Source organism: Leptospira sanjuanensis, assembly GCF_022267375.1.
GTDB classification, from domain to species: Bacteria; Spirochaetota; Leptospiria; order Leptospirales; family Leptospiraceae; genus Leptospira; species Leptospira sanjuanensis.
This window is the reverse complement of record NZ_JAIZBH010000001.1, coordinates 1792804-1818707: the sequence shown is the minus strand read 5'-3', so window position 1 is coordinate 1818707 and position 25904 is coordinate 1792804. Positions and strand designations below refer to the sequence as shown.

The window sequence follows — 25904 nt, the reverse complement described above, 5'->3', positions numbered from 1 at the left end:
TTACTCTGCCCTCATCGTTGGGGCGCTGAAAGAATACAATCCGTGAACGGATCCTTGCGCCTGTGCGGACTCGGATCTTCTTTCAAAACGGAGTTTTCCATCTCGGAGCGCTTTATGAATTTCAGGTATCGATTTATAACCCATGTCTTGGAACGAGAGACGCAGACCCTGAGATAAGTAAGGAATGAAGTTCAGGATCGACCCCCTATCAACAACCGATCCGCTGACTCCTTGAGCCACTTTTACCTTTTGACCTTCGTTGAAGTAACGTTTGTCCCCGCCCGCTTTCATCGCTTCGATGGATGCCATTCCTCTGTATTTCTTGAGACGGATTCCGTTCTCGTAAAAATACTCTCCCGGAGCCTCGCTGGTTCCGGCGAACATGAATCCCATCATACAAGTGGAAGCACCGATCGCCAATGCGTTCGCGATATCTCCGATATTGGAAATTCCTCCGTCGGCGATCACGGGAACATCGTATTTTGCGGCGTGTTTTGCGGTCTGAAAGATTGCGGTCGCTTGCGCTCTTCCCACCGCCATCGTATCCTGCGTGATACAAATCGAACCCGGCCCCATTCCGATTCGGAGCCCGTCGGCTCCTGCGCGGATTAGATTCTCTGCTTGTCCGCGGGTTACTACGTTTCCGCCGACGACTTCCAGATTCTTAAATTCTTTTTTGATAAATTGAATCATCTCGATCTGATAGTTCGAGTTTCCTTGCGCGGAGTCGATGATGATTACGTCCACACCCGCTTCGTAAAGCGCCGCGACTCTGTCTCTAGATTCGAGCAACGTAGAAACCGCCGCTCCGCAGCGAAGTCGTTTGCGTTCGTCTTTGGAGGCGTCCGGAAATTCTTTGTTCTTCTTTAAGTCGGAACGACTTACAAGTGACACCAACTTTCCATCAGAATCCACAATCGGTAATTTTCCGATCTTAGATTTCTTAATGATGTCGTTTGCATCTTGTAAAGTGATACCCGCTTTTCCCGTGATGATGTTTGTGGTCATCACTTTATCCAAAGTGATCTCGCGATTCTTTTCAAAATCGATATCCCTGTTGGTTACGATTCCAACAAGTTTAGAATTTCGGGTTCCATCTTCGGTGACGGGAATTCCGGTAAACCCTTTGTGTTCTTTGATCCAATCCAAATCGCGAATGACGTTCTTTGGTCCGAGAATCACAGGATCGGTGATAAAACCGTTTTCGAAACGTTTTACCTTTTCCACGAGAGCGACCTGTTCTTCGATCGTGTTGTTGTAATGAATGATTCCGATTCCACCCATCAAAGCTTGTGCGATTGCCATCTGGGATTCGGTCACCGTGTCCATCGGTGAACTTATAAAAGGTCTCTTCAGTTTTATATTTCGAGTCAGTCTGGTTTCAAGCTCAACTTCGGAGGGATGGAAGTCGATATATCCAGGGAGGACGAGAAAATCTCTGTAAGTTAGGCCGATCTGAAGACTGAAAAGTTCGTCTCCGGATAGTCCGTCTAAATATTCGGAGTCGCGGTAAGTTTGGTTTGACATTCTTATTCCTTACCTAGTACATAAAAGGTAAACAGAGAGCTGAGATCAAGAGAATTTCCCCTCCTTCGCTTTGAAAAACTATGGAAACCATTCAAAGAAAAAAAAGAGACAAGGAAACGATTTCCGATCCTGCGAAAAAGTTTCACATCATTTCCAAATTTCTCGTGAAAACCGATATTGTCGCGCAAGCCTCGGGCGGTCTAAAGCAGATCGTCAAAATTCTGCAGGTTTCCAAAGACGCGACGAAAATTCTCATTCAAACGCAGACTCCGAACGCGTTTCCTTTGAACAGCCAAGTCACTCTTACCAAACTACTAGCGAAATACGTGGAACTCGATTGCGAAGTTCTGGATGAAAAACCGAACAACCAGTTGATTCTTTCCGTTTCCGATATTTCGATCGCAAGCAAGGAAAGAAGTTTAAACAGAATTGCGCCTCCCGAAGGAACCGTATGGATCACGAACATACGCACGAGCAAAACGACGATCGACGCGAATCTGTTCAACATTCCCACTTCGGTGAAAGTGAACTTTGCCGACTACGAAACGAAACTGAAATCCAAATACGATTTTTTGAAAATCGACGTGTTCCGCACGATCGGAGATAAGTTCGATCTCGTTAAAAAAACGCGTAAGATTCTTTTTATCCCCAACACACAAAAGGAAGAAAGTTATACTGCCTTTGATCAGGAAGGTTTTATCGACTACGCGTCCGAACTCGGAGACGCGGAAGACGTTCGCAAACGGATCATCGAATATGCGAATCAGAAAATCAAATCGGAACTCATCGTTCCCGTCATCTATCTCAACCACGAAGAACAAGCCATCCCCATCGGATTCGTTCACGCGCAAAACCGCACCAGAGAAATCGACATTCTCGAGGTGATGGAAATCAAAACGCTTACGTTCGAAATGGTGGATCGAATCCGCGAATCCAACACGGTTCTTGTGAAGGAAAGATTTCCGATCGTGAATATTTCCACGGGAGGTTTGAAGGTAAAGATCAATCACCCCGATTTGAATCACGATCTCACCAAAAGAGCGGGATTCACATTCGATATCTTTTTTAAGATGCAGGCGCCTCTTACGGCGTTCGGAGTCATCCGGTCCGTGACCAAGGATAGCGAAGGTAATCTTTACGTTGGACTTTCGATCGAAGGAAACTCTTCCAGACCGGGAGAAAGAAAGAAATATATCGACAACGTCAACCGCCTTCTCGCGGAAGCGAATCAGGCCCAGTCGTAGGCGGCGATCCCCATCCCTGTCAAAACGGACCGATCCAGAGACGAATACGGTCGAATACGATTAAAGATTTATAATTTTCTAATATTCAGGAACTTGCACGTCCACAAAAAGAACGTTTCCGTCCGGTAGCTTTTTGCTGTAGGTTACCAGTAGAATTTCGTAGCTGATATCGTAATACGGATTGCTGATGATCCATTCCGCACGAGAATCCTTCATCGATTTATAGAATTGTTCGAGGAAATACGGCCTCCAACTCCAGTTTCTTCCCACAAAGGAAAGATCGATATCCATCGAAACCTCTCCGATCCGCATATAGTTGGGGGATAGCTGACTTCCGGTCGGGCTTGTGACGTAAATTCGAAACACAAAGTCGCTGAGAACGGAAGGATTTTGAATCTGGATCGAACAGGATTCTTCCTCCGAGTTTACGAGAATTCCGGAAAGATCGAGCTTCTCCTCCAATTCGTTCTCTCGTTTGATTCTTCGAAGGAGCTGTTGACGCTTGTGATTCAAAAAGAGTTCGTGTAAAGTGGAAAAGCGAAGCTTCAACTCTTCCTGTCCGATCATCTCGGGCAAAGCCTCCGCAAAATAAAATCCCTGTAAGAAACGCGCGCCGTATGTGAGGGATTGAAAAAGTTCCGCTTCGTTTTCGATTCCCTCGAACAACAAGGAACAACCCAACGATTCCGAAAGACGGGAAATCGTAAAAAGAATTTCCTGAAAGTTGCGGGATGTGACCGAATGCCGCAGCATCTGCAGATCGACCTTGAGAATATCGGGATGAAAGATTCCGATCCGATCCAAGTTGGAGGAACGGGAGCCGAGATCGTCGATCGCGACTAAAAACCCTTCCGCCTTATAACGGGAAATCAAAGGACGAAGCGATTCAATGCTTCCGTCGAAATGTTCTTCCACGATTTCAATCACGATCTTGGAGGGATTGAGTCCCAATTCCTTTACAAGACGAATCGTGTAAGGATCCTTTTCTTCGTCTTCGATATGATCTCTCATATACGCCGGCGAAATATTGAGGAAAAGTTTCGCGTCAGGAAAGCGATGTTGATTTTTCAAAAGATGTAGGATCGCTTTTCTGCGGAGATCACGGTCTATCTCTCGTTTGAGATGATAAATTTCCTTACGCTCGGCATGATCCAGAACATCCGACTCCGCATCCAAAAAGAAAGGACCGAGAGAATGAATTTTTCCGGATTGATCTCGGAACCTTCCCAAGGTTTCATAACCGAAAATGGAATCCCTTTCCACGGAAAGGATCGGTTGAAAAAAAGGAATGATTTCCCCAGCCTGGAACCAATTATCCCATTCTGATTTCGTTTTCGGAAACGTGCCGGAAGGCTTTATCATTCAGTTACACGATTTTGGACTGTCTCAATCCTACAAGGAAATTCCGCACAACGTAAAAAAACGGATACGAATCTTCGTATTACTTACCGTAAAAGGACTGCGAATTTGAGGCGCAATTTGTATTTCACTTTTAGCATTCTGCTGATTTTATTCGGTGTCATTTCCGCGTTTCAAATGCGCTGGATTGCAGACGATGCTTTCATTAGCCTGCGTTATGCGAAGAATTTTGCGGACGGCAAAGGGCTTGTTTTTAACGCGGGAGAATATGTCGAAGGTTATACGAACTTTCTTTGGACCGTTCTTTTGATTCCGTTTCATTGGAAAGAATGGATCCATCCCGTGGACGCGACGTACTGTTTCGGAATCGCATCCTTTTTGGGAACTTGTATTTATCTTCTTTTTTTTTCGAGGAGAATTTCGAAGGACAATCTTCCGATTCCATTCGCACTTTCTTGTTTTGTTCTCCTGCACCACAACCGGGTTTTTGCAACGGGAGGATTGGAAACATCTCTCCACGGATTTATATTCATAGCGTCTTCTTATCATTTGATACATTCTCAAAGAATCATTTCTTATAGAACGATTCTCGGAATCGGACTTTCCGCCTTGAGCTGCCTCAATCGTCCGGACGGACTTTTGTTTCACGGCCTCGCGGGAATTTACGTTTCACTTCGCGTCTTTCAAGAGTTTCACGAGAGGAAGAATGATCTAAAATCCATCGTATTCCGTTCCGAATTCGCGCTTCTTTGTGTTCTTTTCTATTTATCTCCGGTTCTTTTCTATATTTGGAAATTGGAATATTATGGAAACCTACTTCCCAATACGTTTTATGCCAAGTCGGGAGGAAGCTTTCATCTATCGCAAGGACTTTCGTATCTCTGGATTTTTTTGAAGATGTATTACGCGATGATTCCGATCGTTCTGTTCGCTCTTTTTTCTTTCACCCGAACGCTTCGCGAACAAGCGTTAAAGCCGATCGCAAATCGAGATTTCCGTTGGATTCTACTCATATTTTTTCCGATTTTATACGCGGGTTATTATACCGGGATCGGAGGAGACTTTATGTTTTCCCGGTTTTATCTTCCGATTCTTCCTTTGGTTTTTATTTGGACCGAACAAAAAATTCAATTCCTTCGCGATTCTTATCAAAGAAAAGAGAAAGTTATTCTTACCATCGTTTGTGCAATGCCGATTCTACTCGGATTGAGATGGGATCTCTATAAAGGTTCCGCGTTCCCGATCATCAACGGAATCAGCGATGAAAATCAAATTTACAAGCGGGAAACGACGGAGCGCGTCAGAGACCGACTTCTTCCTTGGAGAAAACATTTCGAGGATTCGAAGGTTCGAGTCGCTTTTGCGGGAGCGGGATGTATCTTGATCTATTACTTAAATCCGATTGTTGCGATCGAAACCGAAGCGGGACTTACCGATCCAGTGATCGCTCGAATGGAATTCAAAGAACGAAAAAGAATCGGCCACGGAAAATCCGCGCCTCTCGATTACCTTCGAGAAAGAGGCGTTCATATTTTGCTCTACTCGAACGGCCTTCCGATTAAAAAAGAATACGACGAATTTCTGACGGGGGATTTTTCATCTCCGTGGAGAATTCTGTTTTACTCACAGAGCGTAATGAGCGAACTGCTGAAAATTTCTTCGTTCCAAGCCGTCGATTTTCCGTCGTATTTGGATTCCTATAAATACGAATATTTAAATCTCACTGCGCCACAACGGAAAGAAAAATTTTCGGAATTCGATTCTTACTATTTTCGAAACGGACAAGATCCGAAACGGGAAGAATGGTTTCGAAAAAATCGATAAGTTTTTTCAAAAAAAGAACGGATCTCTTGTCGGGAGAATCTTGATTGCTAAAATCGGGGAGCCAAATACCCTGCTACTATTCTCGTTTCGGACGAACTGCAAAAACTTAGATGAGCCAAGTTTTCAATATTAAAATTCTACCTCTTCCCTTACTTGCCTTCGCTTTATCTTTGCTGTTTTTTTTCGATCCTTCCAATCCCGCTCTTTCCAGGGATTCGGTCGTATTCGCTTTTTTTGTCTGGGTAATCTGCGCGGGAATTTCTTTTAAGAAAAAGAATCATCGGATTCATCCTTTGTTTCTGTTAGCCTGTCTTCTGTTAATCGGACTTTCCACGATCAACGGGATCAACCGTGCTCCTGTCGTCTATTTTCCGCAAAAGGTAAATATAAAACTTTTGTATGTAGCCGCGCTTTGTATTACTCTGATTTTGTATTTTAAGAACGTTCATCCGATCTTCTTGTTCATTCATACGGTTGCGTTTGCCTGTTCGACTCCTCTTTTTTCCAGCATCAAAACCATCCCGCTCCTTCTGTTTATCATCGCTTCGTTTTTCTATTTATCTCCGAGAAGAATCGTATTTTCCAGAATGCACGGAATCGTTCTCTTGTTCTTCGTTTTGATAACGATATCCTCGTTAATTTCCTACAAATCGCAAGCGGCGCTTATGCAGCTTTGCCTTTTGTTGTCCGGAATTCTCGTTTTTTTCCTGATTTCTTCCTATCCAAGTCGCTTTATCAAGAAAGGATTGTTGCTTATTCTTTGCATCGATCTTCTGCTGAATACGATCAATCTGCTTTCAGCCGTTCATTTGATTTGGCCGTTTGATTTTTGGAAACCGCCTATGTTTTTGACGTACGCCGGTTTTCCGGTTTCGGCAATCGGAGTAATTTCCGCGCTTTGTGCCCTCGTCGCGTTTTATACGGCGATCCAATATCGAAATCATGCGTGGTATTTAATTCCGAGCGGATTTCTTTCCCTTTACCTCGCGTTTTTCAACCAATCGAGAGCGAGCTTATTGGCTTTCACGTTAGGCGCTCTTTGCATGATCGTATTTCGATTGAGTCCGAAACGGTTTTTCTTTCGGACCCTGATCGTGTCTTCGCTGATTGTTCTATCCGTCGCGTTCGGTTTGATTTTGCTTTTGCCGGAAGAAATCGTAGCGCGCTATTTCAGTCCGGAAACCTTATTCATTCGTTTTTCGCTCTGGAAATTTCATTTTCAATCGGTTTTGGAAAACTCCCCCGTTTTCGGAATCGGATTGGACGCAGATTCGTTGCTCGCACATCTTCCGGGATCACATCCGGGCGTGGTTGGTTACGAAGAATTCTATCGTTTTCTTCATTCCTTTCGTTCCTATCCGCAGGCGCATAATCTCTATGTGGAAGCTTTTACAAGTTTTGGAATTCTCGGTTTTTTCGTTTTTCTCACCGTCGCGGGAAGTCTTTCGTTCGTCACGTATCGTATGTTAATTTCACAAAGCAAAGAAACGGTACGGTTGGGAATTTTCACTTCGGGAATTCTTGTTTTTATCGCGGTTCACGAGTTTTTCGACTTCAATTTGGGCGAGCAGCATTTTTTTATTCCCGCTGCGCTTTGTATGTCCTTGATCCGAGTAAAACTGAGTTCTAAATTGGGGACGATTCGGGCGAACACGACTGCATCTAAGATCATGTACGGATGTATTCTTATACTTTTAGGATTTCTTTGTTTTCAACTGACTTGGGAACAAAGACTTAGAAATTTGATTCTTGTCTCCACACAAAACGAGATCGAACTCGATAACTTTCTGATCTATAAAGAAAAACAAACGATCGGTAAAAGAAAAAAAATTTCTTATCCTACCGAAGAAATCGTAAAGAATCGGATTTGGATCCGGTCCGAGGAAAACTTGGTTCTCGCGTCCTTGGTTCTTCGAAAAGATCCAAAGTATCAAAACATAGGCGAATCCCTTTTGGATCAATGCGTTCAGAAATATCCTTATTCTTCCATTTGTCGAAGGGAAAGAGCGGAGGTTCTGCGGAAAAAAAATCCGAATTCCGACTTTCGAACCGATTGGGAGGAAGGCAAAAAAACCGATCCGTTTCATATTATATTTACGGAATAAATCTCCATGTTAAACCGACTTACCCATCCTTCTGTCCGCGCGGGCCTTTATATACTCGTTGTTCTGTTCTTAGGATTCAATCGATCCATGTTGGATCAGAAACTTCCGTTCGTTTCCAGCGACTCGGAAATCAAATATTATCAAACGATTATGTTTGCCGAAAGGGGATTCGAAGGATTTACGGATTCTGAATGTATTTATCCGGGTAAGACCTACGATCCTGAATATCGATTTTTCCCCTTCGATTATCCTTGGGCTTTTTTAAAGAATCAGGAAACTCGAAACTGTCTTTTCCAATACCCTCCCGTTTTCGCTTTGTTAAACGGACTTCCCGCGTACGCGTTTGGAACGAAAATAATCACGTTTCTACCGCTTTTGTTTCTGCTCGGTTCTTTACTGATCTTTGACCGCATCCTATCTTTTTTTATTCCGGTCGGCTGGGCGATTTTGCTCGCGACGTCGATTCCTTTCGTTCTCAGTTTTCCCGTGCTTTCCGCGGTCGAATTCTCCGAAGTTCCGTTGAACAATTTTCTTCTATTATTCTTTGCGTTGTATCTATTTCGCTCTTTGTTTGCGGACTTGTCGTCAAACTCCGGTGAGAAAGAACATTCAAATTTTAGAATATTTTCTTTTCTTTCCGGTTTTTTGGCTGTCACCGCGTTCTTTTTAAGAACCGAGTCCGCCTTTCCCGTTTTCCTATTCGGCTTCCTTTCCTTTTTCACTCAAGAATCCAGAAACAAACTGAAAGAATATCTCCCTTTTTCCGTATTAGGAGCCGCAGTATCGTTTTTGCTAATCGGAGGTTTGAATTATTTCTATTCCGGACATCCGATGGGAATCCGCTTTCTTGTCAGCTCCGGCGATGCGATGAGTCAATTTTCGATCTCGAAACAAATCGTGATCTTTCAAGGATATCTTTTCGGAGACGCGACGAAGTCCGGCTTTCTAAAGGCGGCTCCCTATGCGGTTTTAATTTTGGGAATTCTTTCCAATCTATTTCGCAAAAAGAAACTATCTGAAGAATCCGTTTTCGGCTTGGTGGGAATCGGAACGGTTTTCGCGATCGCTTTTTTTAGTCCTTACACGGCGGGCGTTCATCATTTCGGCTTGCGATATTTGGAATCAGGCTTCCTATTCTTGTCATTAGGAATTTCTGTTTTTCTGTATCAAAGATGCGTAACGTTTCCGAAAGCCGGAAACGTTTTGGTCCTCGTCGTCTTATTGAGTTTGTATTATAACTACAAGTTTACGCGAGAGGGTTTTAAAATTTTATTCGGCGCAATCACTCCCTATACCGAAATTCAAAACGAGTTTCAATCCAGAAAGATTATCGTTCACAAAGGACAATTTACGAATTACTTGATAGGTTCTTCTTATCTCACTTCCATGCACTTTGCGGTTATTAACGAGAGGGACGCTCTTGCGCTCGAAGAAACATTAAAAAAGAATCAAGTTCCGTCCTACTCGATTTTAGAATACGATCTGGAACCGCCCCGCGACCCGAATCTTCCGGAACAACAATACAAGGAAAAGATCGCGGTTCGTTTTGCAGATCCGAGCCGTTTTTACAGATTAAAGGATTCAAAAAAGATTTTGGATTTCACGCTCAGAACGTATCAACGCCGTTGATAGACAAATTTTTATCGCTCCGCGCATTGCGTCGTTCGATTCAGTCTCTAATATAAATTCAGGGAAGCGGTTCGAACGCTCTAGTTATCAACTCCGTTGATAGACAAATTTTTATCGCTCCGCATTGCGTCGTTCGATTCAGTCTCTAATATAAATTCAGGGAAGCGGTTCGAACGCTCTAGTTATCAACTCCGTTGATAGACAAATTTTTATCGCTCCGCATTGCGTCGTTCGATTCAGTCTCCAATATAAACTCAGGGAAGCGGTTCGAACGCTCTATTTATCAACTCCGTTGATAGACAAATTTTTATCGCTCCGCGAAAATTTGTCTAACTCGCTCTCTAAGGATCGCTCGTTATGTTCTTTTTAGAAGATGAGCGGTAATCGTTTGTCCGATTAAATTTAGAATCTGAACGCTCAAAAAGCTGATCATCAGAATCTCCTTTTCCAAATCGAGAACCTGAAAGGCATTTCGCCACCAGCGAAACACGATAAAAGCAAAAAGAAGAACCACGAAAAGAATCATTCTCGCGGAGTACCAGAAAAGCAAATCTTCGGAAAGAAGACTCAGCTTGGAATACAAACCGAGTTCCGGAATCTTACGAGCCGCCAAAAACAGACCGATCGCCCAGACCGTCTGTCCTAGAGTCGCAACGAGAAGGGAAACGGTAAGCGAATGAATTCCGAAGATATGAAACGGTCCCACTTGAATGATTCCCGTAAAATAACCCGCGATCGTAATCGCCCATCCCGTAAAAAACAGTGCAAAACCAGTATAATAAAAAAGCTGCTGAGAATGGATTAGAATCTGTAAAAGATGTCTCATCCCGTCCCTCCAAGTTCTTAAATGAGGAACCCTTCCCGCAACATCAGGATGAAGACTGATCGGAACGTGTGAAAGTTTCACTCCGCTTCTCAGCGCTTTAACGAGCATCTCGGAAGCGAATTCCATTCCCGTACTTTCGATCTCCCATTCCAGATATTTCTTTTTTAAGAAACAACGAAAGCCTGAGTTCGCGTCCTTTACACGATTTCCTTTTTTTGAATATAATACATTGATAATCCAGTTTATGACCGGCGTCCCCAAATAACGATGCAAAAACGGCATCGCACCTTTATGAATCGTTCCGTCCAACCGGGAGCCGATCACGAACTCCGCACCTTTTTCGATCTCCGCAAGCAGTGCGGGCGATTCCAGAAAGTCATACGTATCATCAGCGTCCGCAAAAAGAACTACTTCTCCGCCGGCGTTGATAATTCCGAAGTTGAGCGCGGCCCCGTATCCTCTTTCTTTGCAATGTACGACTTTCGCGCCGAACTTCTTTGCGATCGATACCGATTTATCTTCGCTTCCGTTGTCGGAAACGAGAATTTCAACGTTGTATTGTTTCAATTCTTTCTTGAGTCGAACGAGCTTTTCCAAAACGAGAGGAAGCGTTTTTTCCTCGTTCAAACAGGGGATGACATAAGTGATATTCTTTTTCTTCATAATTGATTACGATTCCGTGATGCTATTTGCGAATGGAGATGACGCGCATTCCGTAAAACAACCGATCATTCCGATCGAATACTTTGCGACTGAACAAAACGTCCACTTGTTCCGCATCGAGATATTTCCACGAAGTTTCGAGGATCACGAGTTTTCTGCGGGCGGGGTCTTTTATAAAAAGATCCGCTTCTTCCTTGCTGTAAATTTTAGGAACGACCCCTTGAATTCCCGCGGTTTTTAGGAAATATTCCATGTTATACGCATGAGAAGAACATAATATCGTAAACTCTTCCGGATGTTCCTTTATTTCGGAAATGATGTATTGGGAGCTTTCTCTCCACTGTTCCTTATACGGTTTATAATAATATCGGGTAAAATAATAGAGCGAAACGATTGAAATCAAAATCAAAACGGATTCCAATCTTCTTCCTTTGTAGATAGGAAAAAGAGAAAAACCCGTTGCGACCAAAAAATACAAAGCGGGAGCCGTAACTAAAAGATTTCTCGCGGTGATCAACGGCTGAATCGCGGATAAGATCCCCAGGACAACGGAAAAAATCAGTAGGATCAAAAGAAGCAAAATAGAAGCCTTTTTATGAGCTTGTTCCAAATTCACCGACTCGGAATCGTTTTGATTCCTTTGAAAATACAAAGAGGCAAACCCGGCAAATAAAGCTAAGGAAGCGACGATTCCCGGTATAAACTTCTTTAAAATTCCGGAATGAAACATCAGATCGAAGAAGACGAGAAACGCGGTCAATCCCGCTTCCGGAATCCAAGATGCGATCCCGATCTTATCCGAATTGAATAAAAGATATAAGGCGGGAAGAAACAAAATCGCAAATCCTATCCCGAAAAAGAATTCTCTCTTGGGAAATTTTTTAGAAAGAATCCATTCGTACAAAAAGATTCCAAGAAACGAGGAGGCGGACCAGATAAATCCGAAAAAGTGAGTATAAGACGCTACTAAAGAAATTCCTAATAAACTCCATGTAAGAGATGACTTATTGTCCTCTTCGTAGACTAGTTTTAAAAGAACCGTCAACTGAATCGTGCAAAACAAAATCAATAGACTGTAAGAACGAAGTTCCTGCGAATAATAAATCAACCCGGTCGATAAACTCAAAAGCGCCGCGACGCTCACTCGAATTCGTCCGCTGAGAGCCGCGGGAGAAAACGCGTAAAACGCGAGCGGAACCGACAATCCCGCGATTGCACTGAGCATTCTCCCGACAAAAACCGTGGGACCGAAAAGCTGAAACCAAAAATACAATACGGTTTGATACAAGGGAGGATGTGGATCGTTCTTCATCCAATCCCAAAGATTGTTAAGCGAAGTCTCGGAGGACGCACGGATCGAAAAGAGCTCGTCTTCCCAGGGACTTTGCAGATCCAGTCGGAAAAGCCGGATAAAAGCGCCCGCAGCAAAAAGAACGAGGAATACTTTTATATCCTTATTCTTTTTAAATGAAGTTACAAACGCGTTCCATCGGCCCATACGATTTTACCAGATTCCCATAATCCTTCTATACAGATCCGTTTCCAAAATTCCTTTCGGATCGTATTTCTTTTTGAGGGAATGAAAGGTTTCGAGATTTTTTTTGGGAAACGCACGTTGAACGATTTCCGGTCGGAGCGTGCTGTCTTTGGCAAAGTAGAATTTGCCGCCGTACTTCAACACGATCTCGTCCAATTCTCCCGCAAGTTCCCAAAGTCTTTTTTTGTTTCCGGAAGTAACGGGAAAATCCATCGCCATCGAATATCCGTCGAGCGCGTGCGTGAGAAGAAATGGATCCGGTTTATGTTTTTTGAATACAGCGAGCCAAGTGACGATTCCCCTCTTCTGACAGATTCTTAAAATTTCCGAAAAGCCGTCGACCGCGTTCTCCTTGGGTATAAAACTCTGGTATTGGATCATCGAGCCGGGTTTATACATAAACTTCCAGTTCGGAACGTAATCCAACAAGAACGCATACTCCGCGTGCCCTTGCATATAGGGTTTGTTGTTGGTCAGATAACCGGAGATAAACTTCGCGAAGTTCACGAGTCTCATTCCGAGGTTGTTGGAGAAAGGAAGCATAAACATCCACATCCAAGCCTTGGGAATCACTCCGAGAAAGGTGCCGGGTAAATTCTGTTTTTCTAATTTACAGTTTTCCGGAAAATCGGGATCTTCTCCCTTTTTTAAATGAACCGCTTTGTGGATCTGTCCTCTTCCGAGAGAATTTCCCGATGCGAACGCGTCCACCCAACCCACGAGGTAATCGGAATGTTTGTATTCCCGTTCGAAGTAGTCGAACATATCCTGCAGATTTTTACTTACGACCGGCCATACCTTCATCTTTCCGGCGTAGATAGGTTTCATCTGAATCGTCACGGTCAAAAAAGCGCCTAACATCCCAAAGCCGGAAATGGCTCCGAAGAACAGTTCCTGATTCTTCTTACGGGAACAGGTAAGAACCTTTCCGTCGGGCGTCATAAAGGTGAACTCGAGAATATGATCCCCGATCGGTCCCACGGCGAAGTTGTTCTTTCCGTGGATATTCATGGATAAAGCGCCGCCGAGCGTCGGAAACATGGTTCCGCTTACGACGGGAGGCCAAAATCCTTTTTCGATTCCGAATTCCCAGAGTTGTTTGATCGTTACTCCGGATTCCGCTTTGAGAACTCCTGTCTTCGCGTTGAATTCTAAGATTCGATTGTATTTCGAGATATTGATGACGATTCCCTTCGTGTTGGTCGCCGCGTCTCCGTAGCTGCAGCCTCCTCCGCGGAAGGTAAGTTTTATCCCTTTCGAACTTGCATAGGAAAAGAGATCGCGGAAGTCCTCTTCCGTTTCGGGAAATACGACGGGAGACATCGAATGATGATTCATTCCCCACGCTTCCACCTTACTCGGAGCGGGAAGCGCGATGTCGATCGACGATTTTTTCGTCTTAGATGGTTTCGAAGTTTTTGCGGAAGACTTCTTCTTCGGGGAAGAAGTCTTTGCTTTGGATGCGGTTGCCATGTGTTACCCCCTTTAATCCTGAAAGATCAAATGGAAAGACGTCTGAAGATAAAGGAAGGAATACAACGGATGATCAATCCAACAAGTCCCCAGCGCGCGGGAACGTAGATGTTTTCTTTTCCGGAATCGGTCGCCTTCAAAATAATCGAAGCGGCTTCTTTCGCGGAGATGAGCCAAAAAAGACCTTTCATCCCCTGCGTCATCGCCGTATCGATAAACCCCGGTTTTACGGTGAGAACTTGAACGCCTAAAACCGCAAGACGATTGCGAAGCGCTTCGAGATACGTGTTCATTCCGGCCTTGGATGTGTTGTAGACCGGATTTCCTCTTCTTCCGCGGTCGCCCGCGATGGAGGAGATTCCGATGATCTTTCCGCTTTTCTGTTTTTGAAACAGCGCCGCCGCGGGATTGAGCCAAGCCACACAACCCAAAAGATTCGTGTTCAACATGGCGATGTCCTTTGACGTGTCGAACTCTTCCGGTTTGATGTCGTACATGATTCCGGAAGCGTAATAGATTTCGTCGAGTCCCTTCATCGACTTGACCGCCTTCTGAAAAACGGAGTCCGCCTGATCGAAGTTCGTAACGTCGTGTTTGATGATGAATGCGTTTGATTTGTAAGGAGCGGCGATCGTTTTCAGTTCCTTATCGCGACGAGCCACGAGAGTGACCGTATTTCCCCGCTCCAAAAGAAGAAGAGCCAATTCTTTTCCGATACCGCTAGATGCACCCACGACGATGATTTTTTTTGCCATATTCATCCGTTTTAAGAAAAGAAACGGAACTGACAAGTATGATTTAAAGGGAGAATCCTCTACCAGGAAAAGTCCGCGTGGCTTTTTTGAAATTCCTCGAACGACGTCCAATCCGTTCCGTCCGGTTCGCGGATCTCGGACGGTCCCCAAAACTTTTTATAATCCATATCGGGATGACCGGGAAGGAAATATCCCAAATGATAAAATTTCATTCCCGATTCCTTGGCGTATAAAATCGAACAGAGAATCGCGAAGCTGCCCAGACTTCGATCGGGATATTCCGGATCATACACGGAATAAACGGCTGAGAGAGAATCCGCAGCGTAGTCCAAGATCATAAAGCCGAGAAGTTTTTCTCCCAGCCACAAAGTCATTTCGAGAGAATTCTCCGGAGTGCCGAAAAGATTCCAACGCATTCCTTCCAGAAGTTCCTGATCCGATTCTCCGCTTACGAAACTCTCGTAGCGCAACCTTTGATAACGCAAATAAAGACGTTCCTTATCTGTTGTGAGAGAAGGAGGCGCAAACCGAATCGTAAGATCGGAATTCTTTTTTAAAAGACGCCTGCGGTTCCGGCTCGGAGTGAATTGATCCAGAGGAATCCGATAACTCAGACAATCCTTGCACCCGTTGCAAGACGCCCGATACAGAATGTTGCCGGTTCTACGAAAACCGGAATCGAAAAAAAACTGAAGAGCTTCCTTTGCGATCTCCCCTTGAAACGGAAGGTATTGAATCTGACTGAGGCGATCCGGATAATACGAACAACTTCTTTCCGGACTAATCGGAAGAGAATCGACCAAGTCTTGCAGTTTTTGCCGGATCATCTAGGAAAGGATGACATATCGCGGCGGACTCGTAAAGTTTTTTAGGGAAAACTCGACGAAAGAGGCGGTTGTTTTCAGTATGGCCGTAAACGAAACCCAAGTGCAAGGATCAAAGAATTTACAGATGCACGAACTCTTTATGAACTTCGAAGTCAAAAAACGCGGACTCCGCTTAGCCTTATTTTTCACGATCGTTAGTCTTCTTTCTTTTTTAATCGGAAACGCGGTTTTACAATTCGTTCTTTTGGGATTGGGGCTCGTTTCCTTTCTCTTTACTCTTTTCAACCCGGAAGCGTTCTATTCCGTCACGAACTTGATCTTGGAATTCGTTCTCACGTTTTTGAGCGGAATCGTAAAGGGCGGACTGCTTTTGTTTTACGTGATCGTCTGGAAACCGATCCGATTCGGAATCGATCTATTGCGAAAGGAAAAAAATTCTTGATTACGATCTTTTGCGACGGGGCCTCCAAAGGAAATCCCGGCCCTTCGTCCATCGGTATTGTTGCCTACGAAGGCGATCGGGAGGAATTCAGAATTTCCGAACGAATCGGAGACACGACCAACAACGTCGCGGAATGGACCGCTTTAAAAAAAGGTCTGGAAGAATGTATCCGCCGGAAGTTCGATTCCGTTCACGCGCACATGGATTCGGAACTCGTGGTTCGTCAGGTCACGGGAAGATACAAGGTGAAACATCCCAATCTTATCGAATACAAAAAGGAAGTGGACAAACTCGTTTCGTCCTTGCATACTTTCCAGATAACGCATGTTCCCCGTGAAAAAAATTCAGTCGCAGACAAACTCGCCAACGAAGCGTTCAAATCCTGAAAATTCATCTCCGTCGTTTCCCGCGGCGAAAAATACGTTTTCGTTTCCTCGGATTCAATCATTCGGCCGAATCTTGTTTTTGAGCGGGAGAATTCTTCCGTTCGTTTTGTTACTTTTCGTTTTCGTCTACTGCGGCCGATCCCTCAAAGACAAACTCGTCGATCTGCAAACGAAAGAAAAATACGAGGAAATGCTTCTTCTTTGTTTGTCCGAAAAGGAAACACCGGACGCAAAAGAACTCTGCGACTTCGCGACGGAAAAAACGGCGGCGGGAATCGATCGAATCCTATCCGAAAAAACGGAATTGCCGTTCAGCCAAATCACCGTCGATTCCGAATGGAAACAAAAGATCGACAAGATTCTTCAGAACAACGAAACGCTTCGCAATCGCTACGGAAATCTCTGGAAAAAACTGATTCAAAATGACTGACGTAGACGCGGGAGAATTGATTTCTCGGATTCCCGAAGTCTATCGGGAAGACATGCTTCACCTAACACAAAGTATTCGATCGGCAGGCGGAGAATGTTATCTGGTCGGCGGTAGCGTGCGCGATTTGGTTTTATCCAAAATTCCGGATGAATTCGACCTCACAACTTCCCTATTGCCCGAAACGATCGTAACGTTGTTCAAACGGACCGTTCCCACGGGAATCAAACACGGAACCGTAACGGTTCTGCTTCAAGATCGGGCTTACGAGATCACTACGTTTCGAAAGGACGCGGATTACCTGGATGGAAGAAGGCCCGAGACAGTGGAGTTCGGAGTTTCGTTAAGCGAAGATCTAAAACGGCGCGACTTTACGATGAACGCGCTCGCGCTTGACCTCGAAGAAAAACGTCTCGTGGACGAACACAATGGACTGGAAGACATACGGAATCGAATCATACGAACGATCGGAGATCCGATCGGAAGATTCACCGAAGACGGCTTGCGTCCGATCCGCGCGATCCGATTCGTCAGCAGTTTGGGTTTTACCCTCGAAGAAGAAACCGAAAAGGCGATCGTCTCCTGTCGAAATATCACCGCCAAGGTTTCCAGGGAACGAGTTCACGACGAACTGGGTAAGACGTTGCGGAGTAACGATCCGAGCGATTCCCTGCTCCTCTTTCAAAAATTCCAAATCTTAGAATTGTTTACGAACGTAAAACTCTATCCTACGAATAACAAAACCGTGATCGAGACGATTTCGAAAGTCCCCGCTTTTCCTCCGAGTTTGCGGATTTCGTTTCTGCACGCTTGGTTGTTCGGAAGTTTTTCTGAAATCCCTTCCGCAAAACAATTCATGAAAGATCTTCGTTATTCGAATCAGAATACGAAGGATTCCTTGTTTTTTTCCTCGATGCTTTCCGTTCTTCTTTCGCCGCGGGAGAATTCTTCCGTGAGCGACTCGGAAATCCGCAAAACGATCCTGCATCCGATCTGCGTTCACGCGGGAAGGGAACATCTGAAAATTGTGACCGAACACATTCTAAATCTTGCAACTACTTACGAGCCTTCTTTGAAAGAAGTTTTCGATCTTGGGCGCCTACTCGCTCTGATCGCTAAGAAAGAAGCGCTTCTCGTCACCGAACTTGCACTTCGCGGGGAAGACATTCTCCGTGAATGTCCGAAATTACCTCCGAAAGAAATCGGATCGATCCTCGGAAAACTTCTGTCTCATGTCCTGGAATACCCGAACGAAAACACAAAAGCTTCTTTGATCGCCCTTTTGCCTCGCTAAATCCTTTTCAGATCGTGCCTAATTTTTAGACATTTGTCCCAATAAAAAGCTCCGTTATTCACCTTGCTTCTATTCTATAAGCAGCCTACACCCTTCTCTCTATAGGTTAAATGCTCGTTTTTTAGCTAATTTCCATTTTTTAAGCGTTGGCATACATTTTGCATAAGATGGGCATAGGAGATTTAGGAGAATGATGAGAACAAAAACATTGAGCCTCGTTGCTTCCGTTCTCTGCCTCGTTGCTTCCTCTCAGGTCTTTGCCCAGACCGGAAAGAAACCAGCGGCAGACGCGACGGTTGCACCCGCGCCGGCTCCCAAAGCGGCAGAGCCCGAAGATAAGAAATGGTATGATCAGGTTGAATTTTCCGGATTCGCAGATGTGTATTACATGTACAATCTCAACCCGAAACAAGGAAACGACGTTGATGCTACCCGCGCTTTCGAAACCAGCAACAAGAACTTTGCGGTAAACGCGGTCGCCCTTACGATCCAAAAAGCCGCTGAAAAAAGTTCTCCTTGGGGTTTCAGAGTCGACTTCCAAAACGGCCAGAACAACGCGTTTCAGGAAGCTCCGTACTCCGCAAGCAACAGCATCTACAACTACAACATGCTGAAACAGGCATACGTAAGTTTGTATTTCCCGGTTTTAAAAGGGATGACTCTGGATGTCGGTAAGATGGCAACCCATATCGGGTACGAGGTTCTCGAATCGATGAGCAACCCGAACTATTCGATTGGTGCGATCTTCCAAAATACGATCCCCTTTATTCACACCGGTGCTCGCTTGACCACTCAGTTCACGGACAAATGGGCCGGAACTTTCTACGTTTACAACAGTGGCGCTGGTACCGGTTATAACTCTCCCGCGAATACGACGACGGCTCCAACGCAGATCATTACGGATCTGAATTACAGCGGTCCTGCAGCCGGAAAAAGCTACTTCGTAGAAGGTCAAACCGAAAGAAAAGCGGTCGGAACTCAGATTAAAGGTCAACTGATCGAGGATAAGCTCTCCATCACTTGGAACACACTTTACTCGAGCGACGGTGCTGTCTCTCGTGTCGATCCTGCAAAAGCGGCTCTTGCTACCGAACTTGCAACCGCTCTTGGCGATGCGAACATCGGAAAGTATAACGTTGCGAACCCGAACAGAGCGCAGTACAACAAGGACTACTGGTTCATGAACCACGCGATCCTTTCCATCACTCCGACGGACAAGATCACGATCGATTTGGATTACACTTGGAGCGAAAAATCCGGCGCATTGGCAAACAACAGCTTGGATCAAAAACGCTACAACGTGGATGCGACCGGAGCGGAAGTTTTCAACAAAGACACTCTTTTCTGGGGCTTGAACAACAAACGCGACGCTAAGACGACCTACAAAGCGTACGGTATCTTCGCGAAGTTTAAAATCAACGAAGCTTGGGGTGTGAACGTTCGTGCGGAATACATCGACGACAAACACAACAACGGCGCGTTGACTACCTTCAACCCTTTCATGGGCGTAAATGCATACGTCAGTGAATATAAGAAAGCCACCGACTTAGCGGTTGCAGAGGCGTTAGCCACTGCTCTTGCGGCGGATGCAAATTTCGGATCTTTGGGAATCACGAAAGAGCAAGTTCTCGAAGCGATGAGCGACGACTACAAAAACTACGGTGGAACCAGAAACGCGGGACAGTACAAAACCTTTACCGTTACTCCGGTTTGGAACTTCACCGAGAACCTGTTGATCAAACTCGACCTTCGTAGAGACTGGGCAACCGGCAAACAATTCGTTGACCAAAAAGGTGAAAAACAAGATCACCAATACGGTCTGACCTTAGGGGTTGTCGCTAAGTTTTAATACGAAAGCGAGAATCCTATGTATCAAAGGGCGCTCTTCATCGGGCGCCTTTTTTTTAAAAGAGAAAGCAGCATGAGATTGAGAGAATTTTTACAAAGAACAAAAAGATCGGAAATCGGAAACTCCACGTTTCAAACCGGTCTGAGTGTGTTGGAAGATTCGAAACAAACGACCTATAGAAACGGAAAATCGGCGGACAATCGTCTTACCGAACAACAGCTTCTATACATTTCGGAATACTATCTCGCCGCTCGATAATCACTTTCAAAAACCGTATACAAAAAAGGATTTGTCCGATGTTTTCGAACAAATCCTTTTGTAATAGCCAAGATAAGATCTTACACTCCGTTTCTGTTTATAACGAAAGTTGTAAGTTGTCGAGTGCTCGTATGGAAGCGCCTAACAAGGTTTACAGCTCAACCTAGAACCGGAAACTAAATCGTAATAGCTCCCACAAGAGACCGTATTTCTCGATCTCATCGGCTTTTCAAAGACCGCTTCCGTCGTGGAGTTCCCACAGTTTTTATATTTTCGGACAAATCCTATTTCTTTTTCTTCTTCGCTGCGGAACCCGTAGAAGATTTTCCTTTTGTGGACTCGGCCGTCGAAGAACCTTTTTTACCGACCTTCCTCGACTTTTCCACCGTTTCACTCTGAGGTTTATCGAATTCTTCCTCATATTCTTCCAGAGAAAGCTGATCCAAATACGTAAACGGCTCCAAAGAAGAATCCTTCGGTTTCTTGAGTTTGCTGTATTCTCGCTCGCCGACAAGAATCAAATAAAGAGAAGGAAGTACGGTCAACACGAGAAGCAACGCGGAAAATAAACCGCCCACGATCACGGTCGCAAGAGGTCTTTGGACGTCCGAGCCGACTCCGGAGGCCAACGTAGCGGGAATCAAACCGAGCAAGGCCAAAAGCATCGTCATCAGCATCGGACGAAGCTGAATCACCGCGGCTTTTTTTACTGCTTCTTTCACGCTGATCTCGTCATCCTCGTGCAACAAGTGATTGGTACGGGAGACGAAAAGAACCCCGGCCATCGTGGCGATTCCAAACAAGGAAATAAATCCCACCCCGCCCGATACGTTGAAGTAATACCCTCGCATCAAAAGAGCATAAATTCCACCCACGAGGGAAAGCGGAATACAAGCGAGAGCGACGTAGACGTACTTTAGGTTTTTATAAAGTAAGTACAATACGCCGAAAATGATCGCGATCGTAAGAGGAATCACCATCGCGAGACGCGTTCCTACCCTGGCAAGGTTTTCATACTGTCCTCCGTAACGAATCTCGTAACCTTCCGGAAGTTTGACCTTCTTTTCGACGATCTTGCGAAGTTCCGCAACGAAACCTCCCTGATCCCGTCCGCGTATGTTCGTACGAACCGTTACCGTCCTTCTTCCTTCCTGACGAAAGATCATTGTCGGCCCGTCTTCCAAAGTCACCTTTGCCAATTCGGACAAAGGGATTCTTTCTCCTTTCGGAGATATGATAGGCATATTTTCGATCGCTCGTTGAGAGGTTCGGTAGTCTTTGGAAAAACGTACGACAATTCCGAATCGTGCAGGAGTTTTCGGAGGAATGTCGGAAGGACCTTCATAGAGAGTGTCGATTCTTTGCATCCCGATCGCCGCTTCCACCATTTGCTGTATATCGCTCACGTTGATTCCGTAACGGGCTGCCGCCTCCCGATCGATACGTACCGTAAGTTGCGGACTATCCGCCTCCTGTTCGATCCCAAATTCGCTCGCACCTTTCATTTCTTTGACGATATCTAGAATTTCTGTCGAGATCTGTCGCATCACTTTCAGGTCGTTTCCGGAAACGAAGACCGCCAAATCCGCGATCGTACCCATAATCGCTTCGGAGAGGTTATCCATGATCGGCTGAGAAAAACTCACCCTGGCTCCGGGCAGCCCCGCTTCCAAATCGTTTCTCATTCGAAGAAGAAGTTCGGTCTTCGTGATCTTTTCCTTCCAATCGTCGTAATCTTTCAAACCGACAAGAACTTCCAAACGGTTCGGAGGAAGCGGATCGGTTCCGTCGTCGTTCCTTCCCAACTGAGAAAGAACCACGTTTACCTGTTCGTTCTTATAGATGATTTGTCGAATCTTTGGAATGAATTTTCTGGATTCCGGAAGTGAGATTCCGACCGGAAAGAAAATTCTCAGGTTAAATCCCCCCTCGTCCATTTCGGGAAGAAATTCGGTTCCGAGAGAAAGACCGCCAACCACGAGCAAACTCCCAACGACGGAAAAGCAGATCGTAACGACGCGTTTGGATCGGTCGACCAACCACTCGATCAATCTTTCGTATTTCTTTTCCAACCATTCGTAAAACGGATTGTGCCATTCGATCGGACCCGGATTCGGCGATTCGAAATAATTTCGGTAGATATAGGACATCATCACGGGAATCGCGGTCATCGAAAAGATCAACGCACCCAGGATCGCAAAGGAGATCGTGAACGCCATCGGCTTGAACAATCTTCCTTCGATTCTTTCAAAGGAAAAGATCGGAAGATAAGCAAGGACGATGATTAAAATGGAAAAGATAATTTCCGTACCGACCTCGGAAGCCGCGTCCACAGTAAAACGGATGATTCCTTTTTTCTTATCGGTTGGAGAAGCGTCCCGGTAGCGGCGCATGATATTTTCCACCATTACGACCGCGCCGTCCACGATGATCCCGAAGTCGATAGCGCCTAACGACAATAAGCTGGCCGGAATACCTGTGATATCCATCAATAAAAACGCGAACAACATCGCGAAAGGAATCGTGGCAACGACGACCATCGAGGCTTTTACGCTTCCGATAAAAAAGATCAACACTAAGCTGACGACTACGACTCCTTCCACGAGGGTTTTACCTATGGTGCGTAACGTATAATTGACTAGATCGGTTCGATCGTACGTGGTTCGAATCTGAACCCCGTCCGGTAAATAATTCTCGTTGATCTCCTTAACTTTCGCGCGGATCCGATCGCCCATGACATTCGGATCTCCCCAACGGCGGATCGCAACCAGACCTTGAACGGAAGAATCGACGTCGATCAATCCTTCCTGATCGTTTTGGATCGTATAACCTAAAACCCCGCTCGGAATCGGATGCGAAATCTCCACCGTTCCTAAATCGCGGATAAAAACGGGCACACCGTTCACCGTTTTAACGACGATGTTTTCGATATGTACCGGATCTCGAATCGCTCCTAAAGAACGGATCGGAAAACCTTGTTCTCCCTGTAAAAGTAGATTTCCCCCCGTATTCAGGTTGTTTTGCTGAATCGCTTTGATTACGTCGTCGATCGTGAGCTTATACCGAATCAATTTGTCGGGGGTCGTCACTACATGATATTGTTTCGGGAGACCTCCGAACGTGACTACGTCCGCGATCCCCGGAATACCGAGCATCTTGGGCATAATAACCCAATCCTGAATGGTTCGAAGCTCCATCGGCGTATGATTCGCTTTCGTTTCCACGACATAGCGAAAAATTTCGCCGACGGGAGAACTCATAGGCCCGAGTGCAGGCTGAACTTCCACCGGAATATCCGCGTCGCGAACTCGTTCTAAAAGACGGGTTCTCGCAAAATAATCGTCCGTTCCATCTTCAAATACGAACTGAAATACGACGAGACCGTTGATCGTTCTCGACCTTCGAACCGAAACTTTCGGAATCGCATTCAAGACCCGTTCGATGGGAATCGTAACGCGTTCCTCCACTTCCACAGCGGCTTTTCCGGGAAATTTTGCGATCAAGCGAACCTGCGTATCCGCTATGTCGGAATATGCTTCTTTCCGAATATCGATCCAAGCCCAAATTCCGAAAACGATAGCCGCCGCGGATGCGATCAGGGTCGCAAGACGAAAACGTAAAACTCCTTCAATCAAACCTCGAATCATTCCGCAGACCTCGTATCGAATAAGTAACCGAGCTGAATGAGCAACTGAGGATTCTTATAATCCCCTTTGCCGATCCCTCCTCCGACTTGGAGGAAGAAATTACCGAGTAAAAAGTCGTAGGTCAAACCCACGTATTGCTGATTCAAATGCACTTTTTGGCGATCACGGCTTTCGTGTTCAAGATATAAAGCCAAAGTAGGATTTTGTTCCGTAACGTAGGAGCGAATGATCAAATCCTCGTAGGTAGGATCACGATGCGAATAACCCGGAAAAGAAGAACCGGAAGGATAAGAATTCTGTCCTCCCCGGCCGATTTCCGGTTGAAACGGATCTACTTCAAACTTTCCGAATACAAGAGAAACGCTATGTGCGATCACCGGAGTTTTCCAGAAACTATAACCGATGTCCACCTGACCTCCCCACCAATGAGGATTCCATTTCCCGCCGGAAACGCGCACGACCACGTCCCTATAATAATAACCAAGATTGAGGTTGACGCTTCCCGGAGAACCGATGCTCGCTCCGTAAACCAAAAAGTTCGTCGATTTCGGAAGCGGTTTACCCTTGAGAACGTCGCCACCCTCTTCTTCCTTGCCGATTTTAGTCTTTCGGTCCGGATCTTCGGTCCAATCCGGAGAAGGATCATTCTTGAAGCTGGAATCGTTTTTAGAATTTGGACTCTGTGCAAAGATTGCAACATTCAAAAATCCTAATAGGATAAAAGTCTGCCCCAAAAGCCGGACGGACTTTTGCAGCTTGATCTTTTTGAGATAACAAAATGAATTTTTAAGACGAGCCGTAAGTAGGACTAAGTATTTCAATGGATTCATATTAAAAACCGAAACTAAGCCCCTTGAGTAAAATGGTTCCTTCGACGACGATCTTATCCCCCTTTGTCAATCCTTCTACCACGGTAACTCGATCTTCGCCCGAAGTTCCGAGAACGACTTCCCGCTTATAAAACTCTCTCGGAGATTCTTCCACAAAAACGTAATTTTTACCTTCCACGGTAATGATGGAAGTGAACGGAACGATGACCGTGTCGCCTTTACGGTCTTCCGGAAAACGGACCGTTGCAAACATACCGGGTTTTAAAACGTAATTTTCGTTTCGGATGAGAATTCTTACTTTAACCGTTCTGGTCATAGGATCCACGTTATCGCCTAGAGCCTCTGCGGTTCCAACCCAGTTCGCCTCGGGAAAACTTGAGAATTTGAGTTTTACTTTTTTTCCTTTTTTCAAACTTTGAAGTTGCGATTCGGGAACGTCGCAGATGATCCAAGCGCTCTGAGCGCCGGCTCCTCTGAGTTCGTTCGGATTTAAACCGACCGCTCTAAGTTTTCCTTCGAACTCGGCGAGTTCCGCCGCGTCGTTTTCGGCGTTGGTTTCGGCTTCGATCAAATCCTTTTCCGTGGCGACTCTATGTTTGAACATATCCTTGATACGTTCGAGATTTTTTCTCGAACGATTCAAACTGTTCTTCGAATGTATGTAGCCGACATAGAGATCGTTCAGATCCGCGGATTCAAAAAGTATGATTTTTTCATTGCCCGACATAGAAGGAGAAGTCGAAGCGATCAGACGTGCGGGAGCTTCCACCTCTACGAACTCTCCTTCTTTTCCGATTAGAGACGTTTTGATGATTTCGAGACCGGGACTGTTTTCCTTAAACTCGATCCATTCCCCTTTGTCATGAACGATCGCTTTGCTCGGCGGCAAAATCGATTGTTTATTTTTTTTGGAAAGGGCTAAAATCGCGATGGAAACGATTGCGATGAGGGCGGCCGCTCCGGAAATTAAAAGTGTTCTTCTAGTAAAATGTATCTTCATGT

The 25904-nt window shown here is 45.3% G+C and carries 20 protein-coding genes; 10 read left to right on the top strand and 10 right to left on the bottom strand.

Annotation, left to right across the window (positions count from 1 at the left end; all coding sequences use genetic code 11):
• Entirely contained in the window at nt 1–1527 is a 1527-nt protein-coding gene (gene guaB / locus LFX17_RS08115; RefSeq protein ID WP_238729811.1) for an IMP dehydrogenase, read from the bottom strand.
• Nucleotides 1528–1607: 80 nt separating this feature from the next.
• Here guaB and LFX17_RS08110 point away from each other — a divergent pair, with 80 nt between their 5' ends.
• Complete coding sequence (locus LFX17_RS08110) at nt 1608–2771, top strand: DUF1577 domain-containing protein (protein WP_238729810.1); 1164 nt, start codon at nt 1608–1610, stop codon at nt 2769–2771.
• A 78-nt stretch (nt 2772–2849) separates the two neighbouring features.
• On the opposite strand, the gene LFX17_RS08105 is transcribed toward LFX17_RS08110, so the two are convergent.
• Nucleotides 2850–4133: an EAL domain-containing protein gene (locus LFX17_RS08105; protein WP_238746019.1), complete on the bottom strand. Its 1284-nt coding sequence runs from the start codon at nt 4131–4133 to the stop codon at nt 2850–2852.
• Between the two features lie 105 nt (nt 4134–4238).
• Between LFX17_RS08105 and LFX17_RS08100 the strand changes: the two genes are divergently transcribed.
• From LFX17_RS08100 to LFX17_RS08090, 3 genes are all read left to right on the top strand, one after another.
• Nucleotides 4239–5954 (top strand): hypothetical protein, encoded by a 1716-nt coding sequence (locus LFX17_RS08100; RefSeq protein ID WP_238746017.1) that lies wholly within the window; start codon nt 4239–4241, stop codon nt 5952–5954.
• 110 nt (nt 5955–6064) lie between these two features.
• Nucleotides 6065–8059 carry an O-antigen ligase family protein gene (locus tag LFX17_RS08095; RefSeq protein ID WP_238746015.1) on the top strand — a complete coding sequence of 665 codons (1995 nt, stop codon included), beginning with the start codon at nt 6065–6067 and terminating at the stop codon, nt 8057–8059.
• 6 nt (nt 8060–8065) lie between these two features.
• The gene (locus LFX17_RS08090) at nt 8066–9688 is read left to right on the top strand and encodes an LA_3751/LA_3752 family putative glycosyltransferase (protein ID WP_238746013.1); all 1623 of its coding nucleotides are present in this window, start codon (nt 8066–8068) and stop codon (nt 9686–9688) included.
• Nucleotides 9689–10043: 355 nt separating this feature from the next.
• Here the strand turns inward: LFX17_RS08090 and LFX17_RS08085 are convergent, their stop codons facing one another.
• Genes LFX17_RS08085 through LFX17_RS08065 form a run of 5 tightly spaced genes read right to left on the bottom strand, consistent with a single transcriptional unit; the run spans nt 10044 to nt 15769 of the window.
• Entirely contained in the window at nt 10044–11177 is a 1134-nt protein-coding gene (locus LFX17_RS08085) for a glycosyltransferase family 2 protein (protein ID WP_238746011.1), read from the bottom strand.
• Nucleotides 11178–11199: 22 nt separating this feature from the next.
• Nucleotides 11200–12675, bottom strand: a complete 1476-nt coding sequence (locus LFX17_RS08080; protein WP_238746009.1) for a glycosyltransferase family 39 protein — start codon at nt 12673–12675, stop codon at nt 11200–11202.
• Nucleotides 12676–12681: 6 nt separating this feature from the next.
• Nucleotides 12682–14187 (bottom strand): FAD-binding oxidoreductase, encoded by a 1506-nt coding sequence (locus LFX17_RS08075; protein ID WP_238746007.1) that lies wholly within the window; start codon nt 14185–14187, stop codon nt 12682–12684.
• A 26-nt stretch (nt 14188–14213) separates the two neighbouring features.
• Nucleotides 14214–14942, bottom strand: coding sequence for an SDR family NAD(P)-dependent oxidoreductase (locus tag LFX17_RS08070; protein WP_238746004.1), 729 nt, complete (start codon nt 14940–14942; stop codon nt 14214–14216).
• Between the two features lie 59 nt (nt 14943–15001).
• Nucleotides 15002–15769, bottom strand: coding sequence for an arginyltransferase (locus LFX17_RS08065; RefSeq protein WP_238746002.1), 768 nt, complete (start codon nt 15767–15769; stop codon nt 15002–15004).
• A gap of 124 nt (nt 15770–15893) precedes the next feature.
• On the opposite strand from LFX17_RS08065, the gene LFX17_RS08060 reads away from it, so the two are divergent.
• The 6 genes from LFX17_RS08060 to LFX17_RS08035 all read left to right on the top strand — a co-directional run bounded on the left by LFX17_RS08060 (nt 15894) and on the right by LFX17_RS08035 (nt 20425).
• Nucleotides 15894–16211, top strand: a complete 318-nt coding sequence (locus tag LFX17_RS08060; RefSeq protein ID WP_238747721.1) for a hypothetical protein — start codon at nt 15894–15896, stop codon at nt 16209–16211.
• Entirely contained in the window at nt 16208–16597 is a 390-nt protein-coding gene (locus LFX17_RS08055) for a ribonuclease HI family protein (protein ID WP_238729800.1), read from the top strand. Before LFX17_RS08060 ends, LFX17_RS08055 begins: the two co-directional genes overlap by 4 nt.
• A 79-nt stretch (nt 16598–16676) precedes the next feature.
• The gene (locus LFX17_RS08050; RefSeq protein ID WP_406600488.1) at nt 16677–17027 is read left to right on the top strand and encodes a hypothetical protein; all 351 of its coding nucleotides are present in this window, start codon (nt 16677–16679) and stop codon (nt 17025–17027) included.
• Nucleotides 17020–18318, top strand: a complete 1299-nt coding sequence (locus LFX17_RS08045) for a CCA tRNA nucleotidyltransferase (RefSeq protein WP_238746000.1) — start codon at nt 17020–17022, stop codon at nt 18316–18318. The genes LFX17_RS08050 and LFX17_RS08045 overlap by 8 nt, the downstream gene beginning before the upstream one ends.
• 193 nt (nt 18319–18511) lie before the next feature.
• Complete coding sequence (locus tag LFX17_RS08040; RefSeq protein WP_238747719.1) at nt 18512–20167, top strand: outer membrane beta-barrel protein; 1656 nt, start codon at nt 18512–18514, stop codon at nt 20165–20167.
• A gap of 72 nt (nt 20168–20239) precedes the next feature.
• Nucleotides 20240–20425 (top strand): hypothetical protein, encoded by a 186-nt coding sequence (locus LFX17_RS08035; RefSeq protein ID WP_218741119.1) that lies wholly within the window; start codon nt 20240–20242, stop codon nt 20423–20425.
• Between the two features lie 284 nt (nt 20426–20709).
• Here the strand turns inward: LFX17_RS08035 and LFX17_RS08030 are convergent, their stop codons facing one another.
• From LFX17_RS08030 to LFX17_RS08020, 3 genes are all read right to left on the bottom strand, one after another.
• Nucleotides 20710–24072 (bottom strand): efflux RND transporter permease subunit, encoded by a 3363-nt coding sequence (locus tag LFX17_RS08030; protein ID WP_238745998.1) that lies wholly within the window; start codon nt 24070–24072, stop codon nt 20710–20712.
• The gene (locus tag LFX17_RS08025; protein WP_238747717.1) at nt 24069–24806 is read right to left on the bottom strand and encodes a hypothetical protein; all 738 of its coding nucleotides are present in this window, start codon (nt 24804–24806) and stop codon (nt 24069–24071) included. The genes LFX17_RS08030 and LFX17_RS08025 overlap by 4 nt, the downstream gene beginning before the upstream one ends.
• A 97-nt stretch (nt 24807–24903) precedes the next feature.
• Nucleotides 24904–25902 carry an efflux RND transporter periplasmic adaptor subunit gene (locus tag LFX17_RS08020; protein ID WP_238745996.1) on the bottom strand — a complete coding sequence of 333 codons (999 nt, stop codon included), beginning with the start codon at nt 25900–25902 and terminating at the stop codon, nt 24904–24906.
• Nucleotides 25903–25904: the final 2 nt, after the last annotated feature.

Bases quoted from the DNA above. Each gene is read 5' to 3' on its own strand.
- LFX17_RS08035 (WP_218741119.1), top strand. From the start codon at position 20,240: ATGAGATTGAGAGAATTTTTACAAAGAACAAAAAGATCGGAAATCGGA.
- guaB (WP_238729811.1), bottom strand. From the start codon at position 1,527: ATGTCAAACCAAACTTACCGCGACTCCGAATATTTAGACGGACTATCC.
- LFX17_RS08030 (WP_238745998.1), bottom strand. From the start codon at position 24,072: ATGATTCGAGGTTTGATTGAAGGAGTTTTACGTTTTCGTCTTGCGACC.
- LFX17_RS08110 (WP_238729810.1), top strand. From the start codon at position 1,608: ATGGAAACCATTCAAAGAAAAAAAAGAGACAAGGAAACGATTTCCGAT.
- LFX17_RS08040 (WP_238747719.1), top strand. From the start codon at position 18,512: ATGAGAACAAAAACATTGAGCCTCGTTGCTTCCGTTCTCTGCCTCGTT.
- LFX17_RS08095 (WP_238746015.1), top strand. From the start codon at position 6,065: ATGAGCCAAGTTTTCAATATTAAAATTCTACCTCTTCCCTTACTTGCC.
- LFX17_RS08090 (WP_238746013.1), top strand. From the start codon at position 8,066: ATGTTAAACCGACTTACCCATCCTTCTGTCCGCGCGGGCCTTTATATA.
- LFX17_RS08065 (WP_238746002.1), bottom strand. From the start codon at position 15,769: ATGATCCGGCAAAAACTGCAAGACTTGGTCGATTCTCTTCCGATTAGT.
- LFX17_RS08045 (WP_238746000.1), top strand. From the start codon at position 17,020: ATGACTGACGTAGACGCGGGAGAATTGATTTCTCGGATTCCCGAAGTC.
- LFX17_RS08060 (WP_238747721.1), top strand. From the start codon at position 15,894: ATGCACGAACTCTTTATGAACTTCGAAGTCAAAAAACGCGGACTCCGC.
- LFX17_RS08075 (WP_238746007.1), bottom strand. From the start codon at position 14,187: ATGGCAACCGCATCCAAAGCAAAGACTTCTTCCCCGAAGAAGAAGTCT.
- LFX17_RS08070 (WP_238746004.1), bottom strand. From the start codon at position 14,942: ATGGCAAAAAAAATCATCGTCGTGGGTGCATCTAGCGGTATCGGAAAA.
- LFX17_RS08080 (WP_238746009.1), bottom strand. From the start codon at position 12,675: ATGGGCCGATGGAACGCGTTTGTAACTTCATTTAAAAAGAATAAGGAT.
- LFX17_RS08105 (WP_238746019.1), bottom strand. From the start codon at position 4,133: ATGATAAAGCCTTCCGGCACGTTTCCGAAAACGAAATCAGAATGGGAT.
- LFX17_RS08020 (WP_238745996.1), bottom strand. From the start codon at position 25,902: ATGAAGATACATTTTACTAGAAGAACACTTTTAATTTCCGGAGCGGCC.
- LFX17_RS08085 (WP_238746011.1), bottom strand. From the start codon at position 11,177: ATGAAGAAAAAGAATATCACTTATGTCATCCCCTGTTTGAACGAGGAA.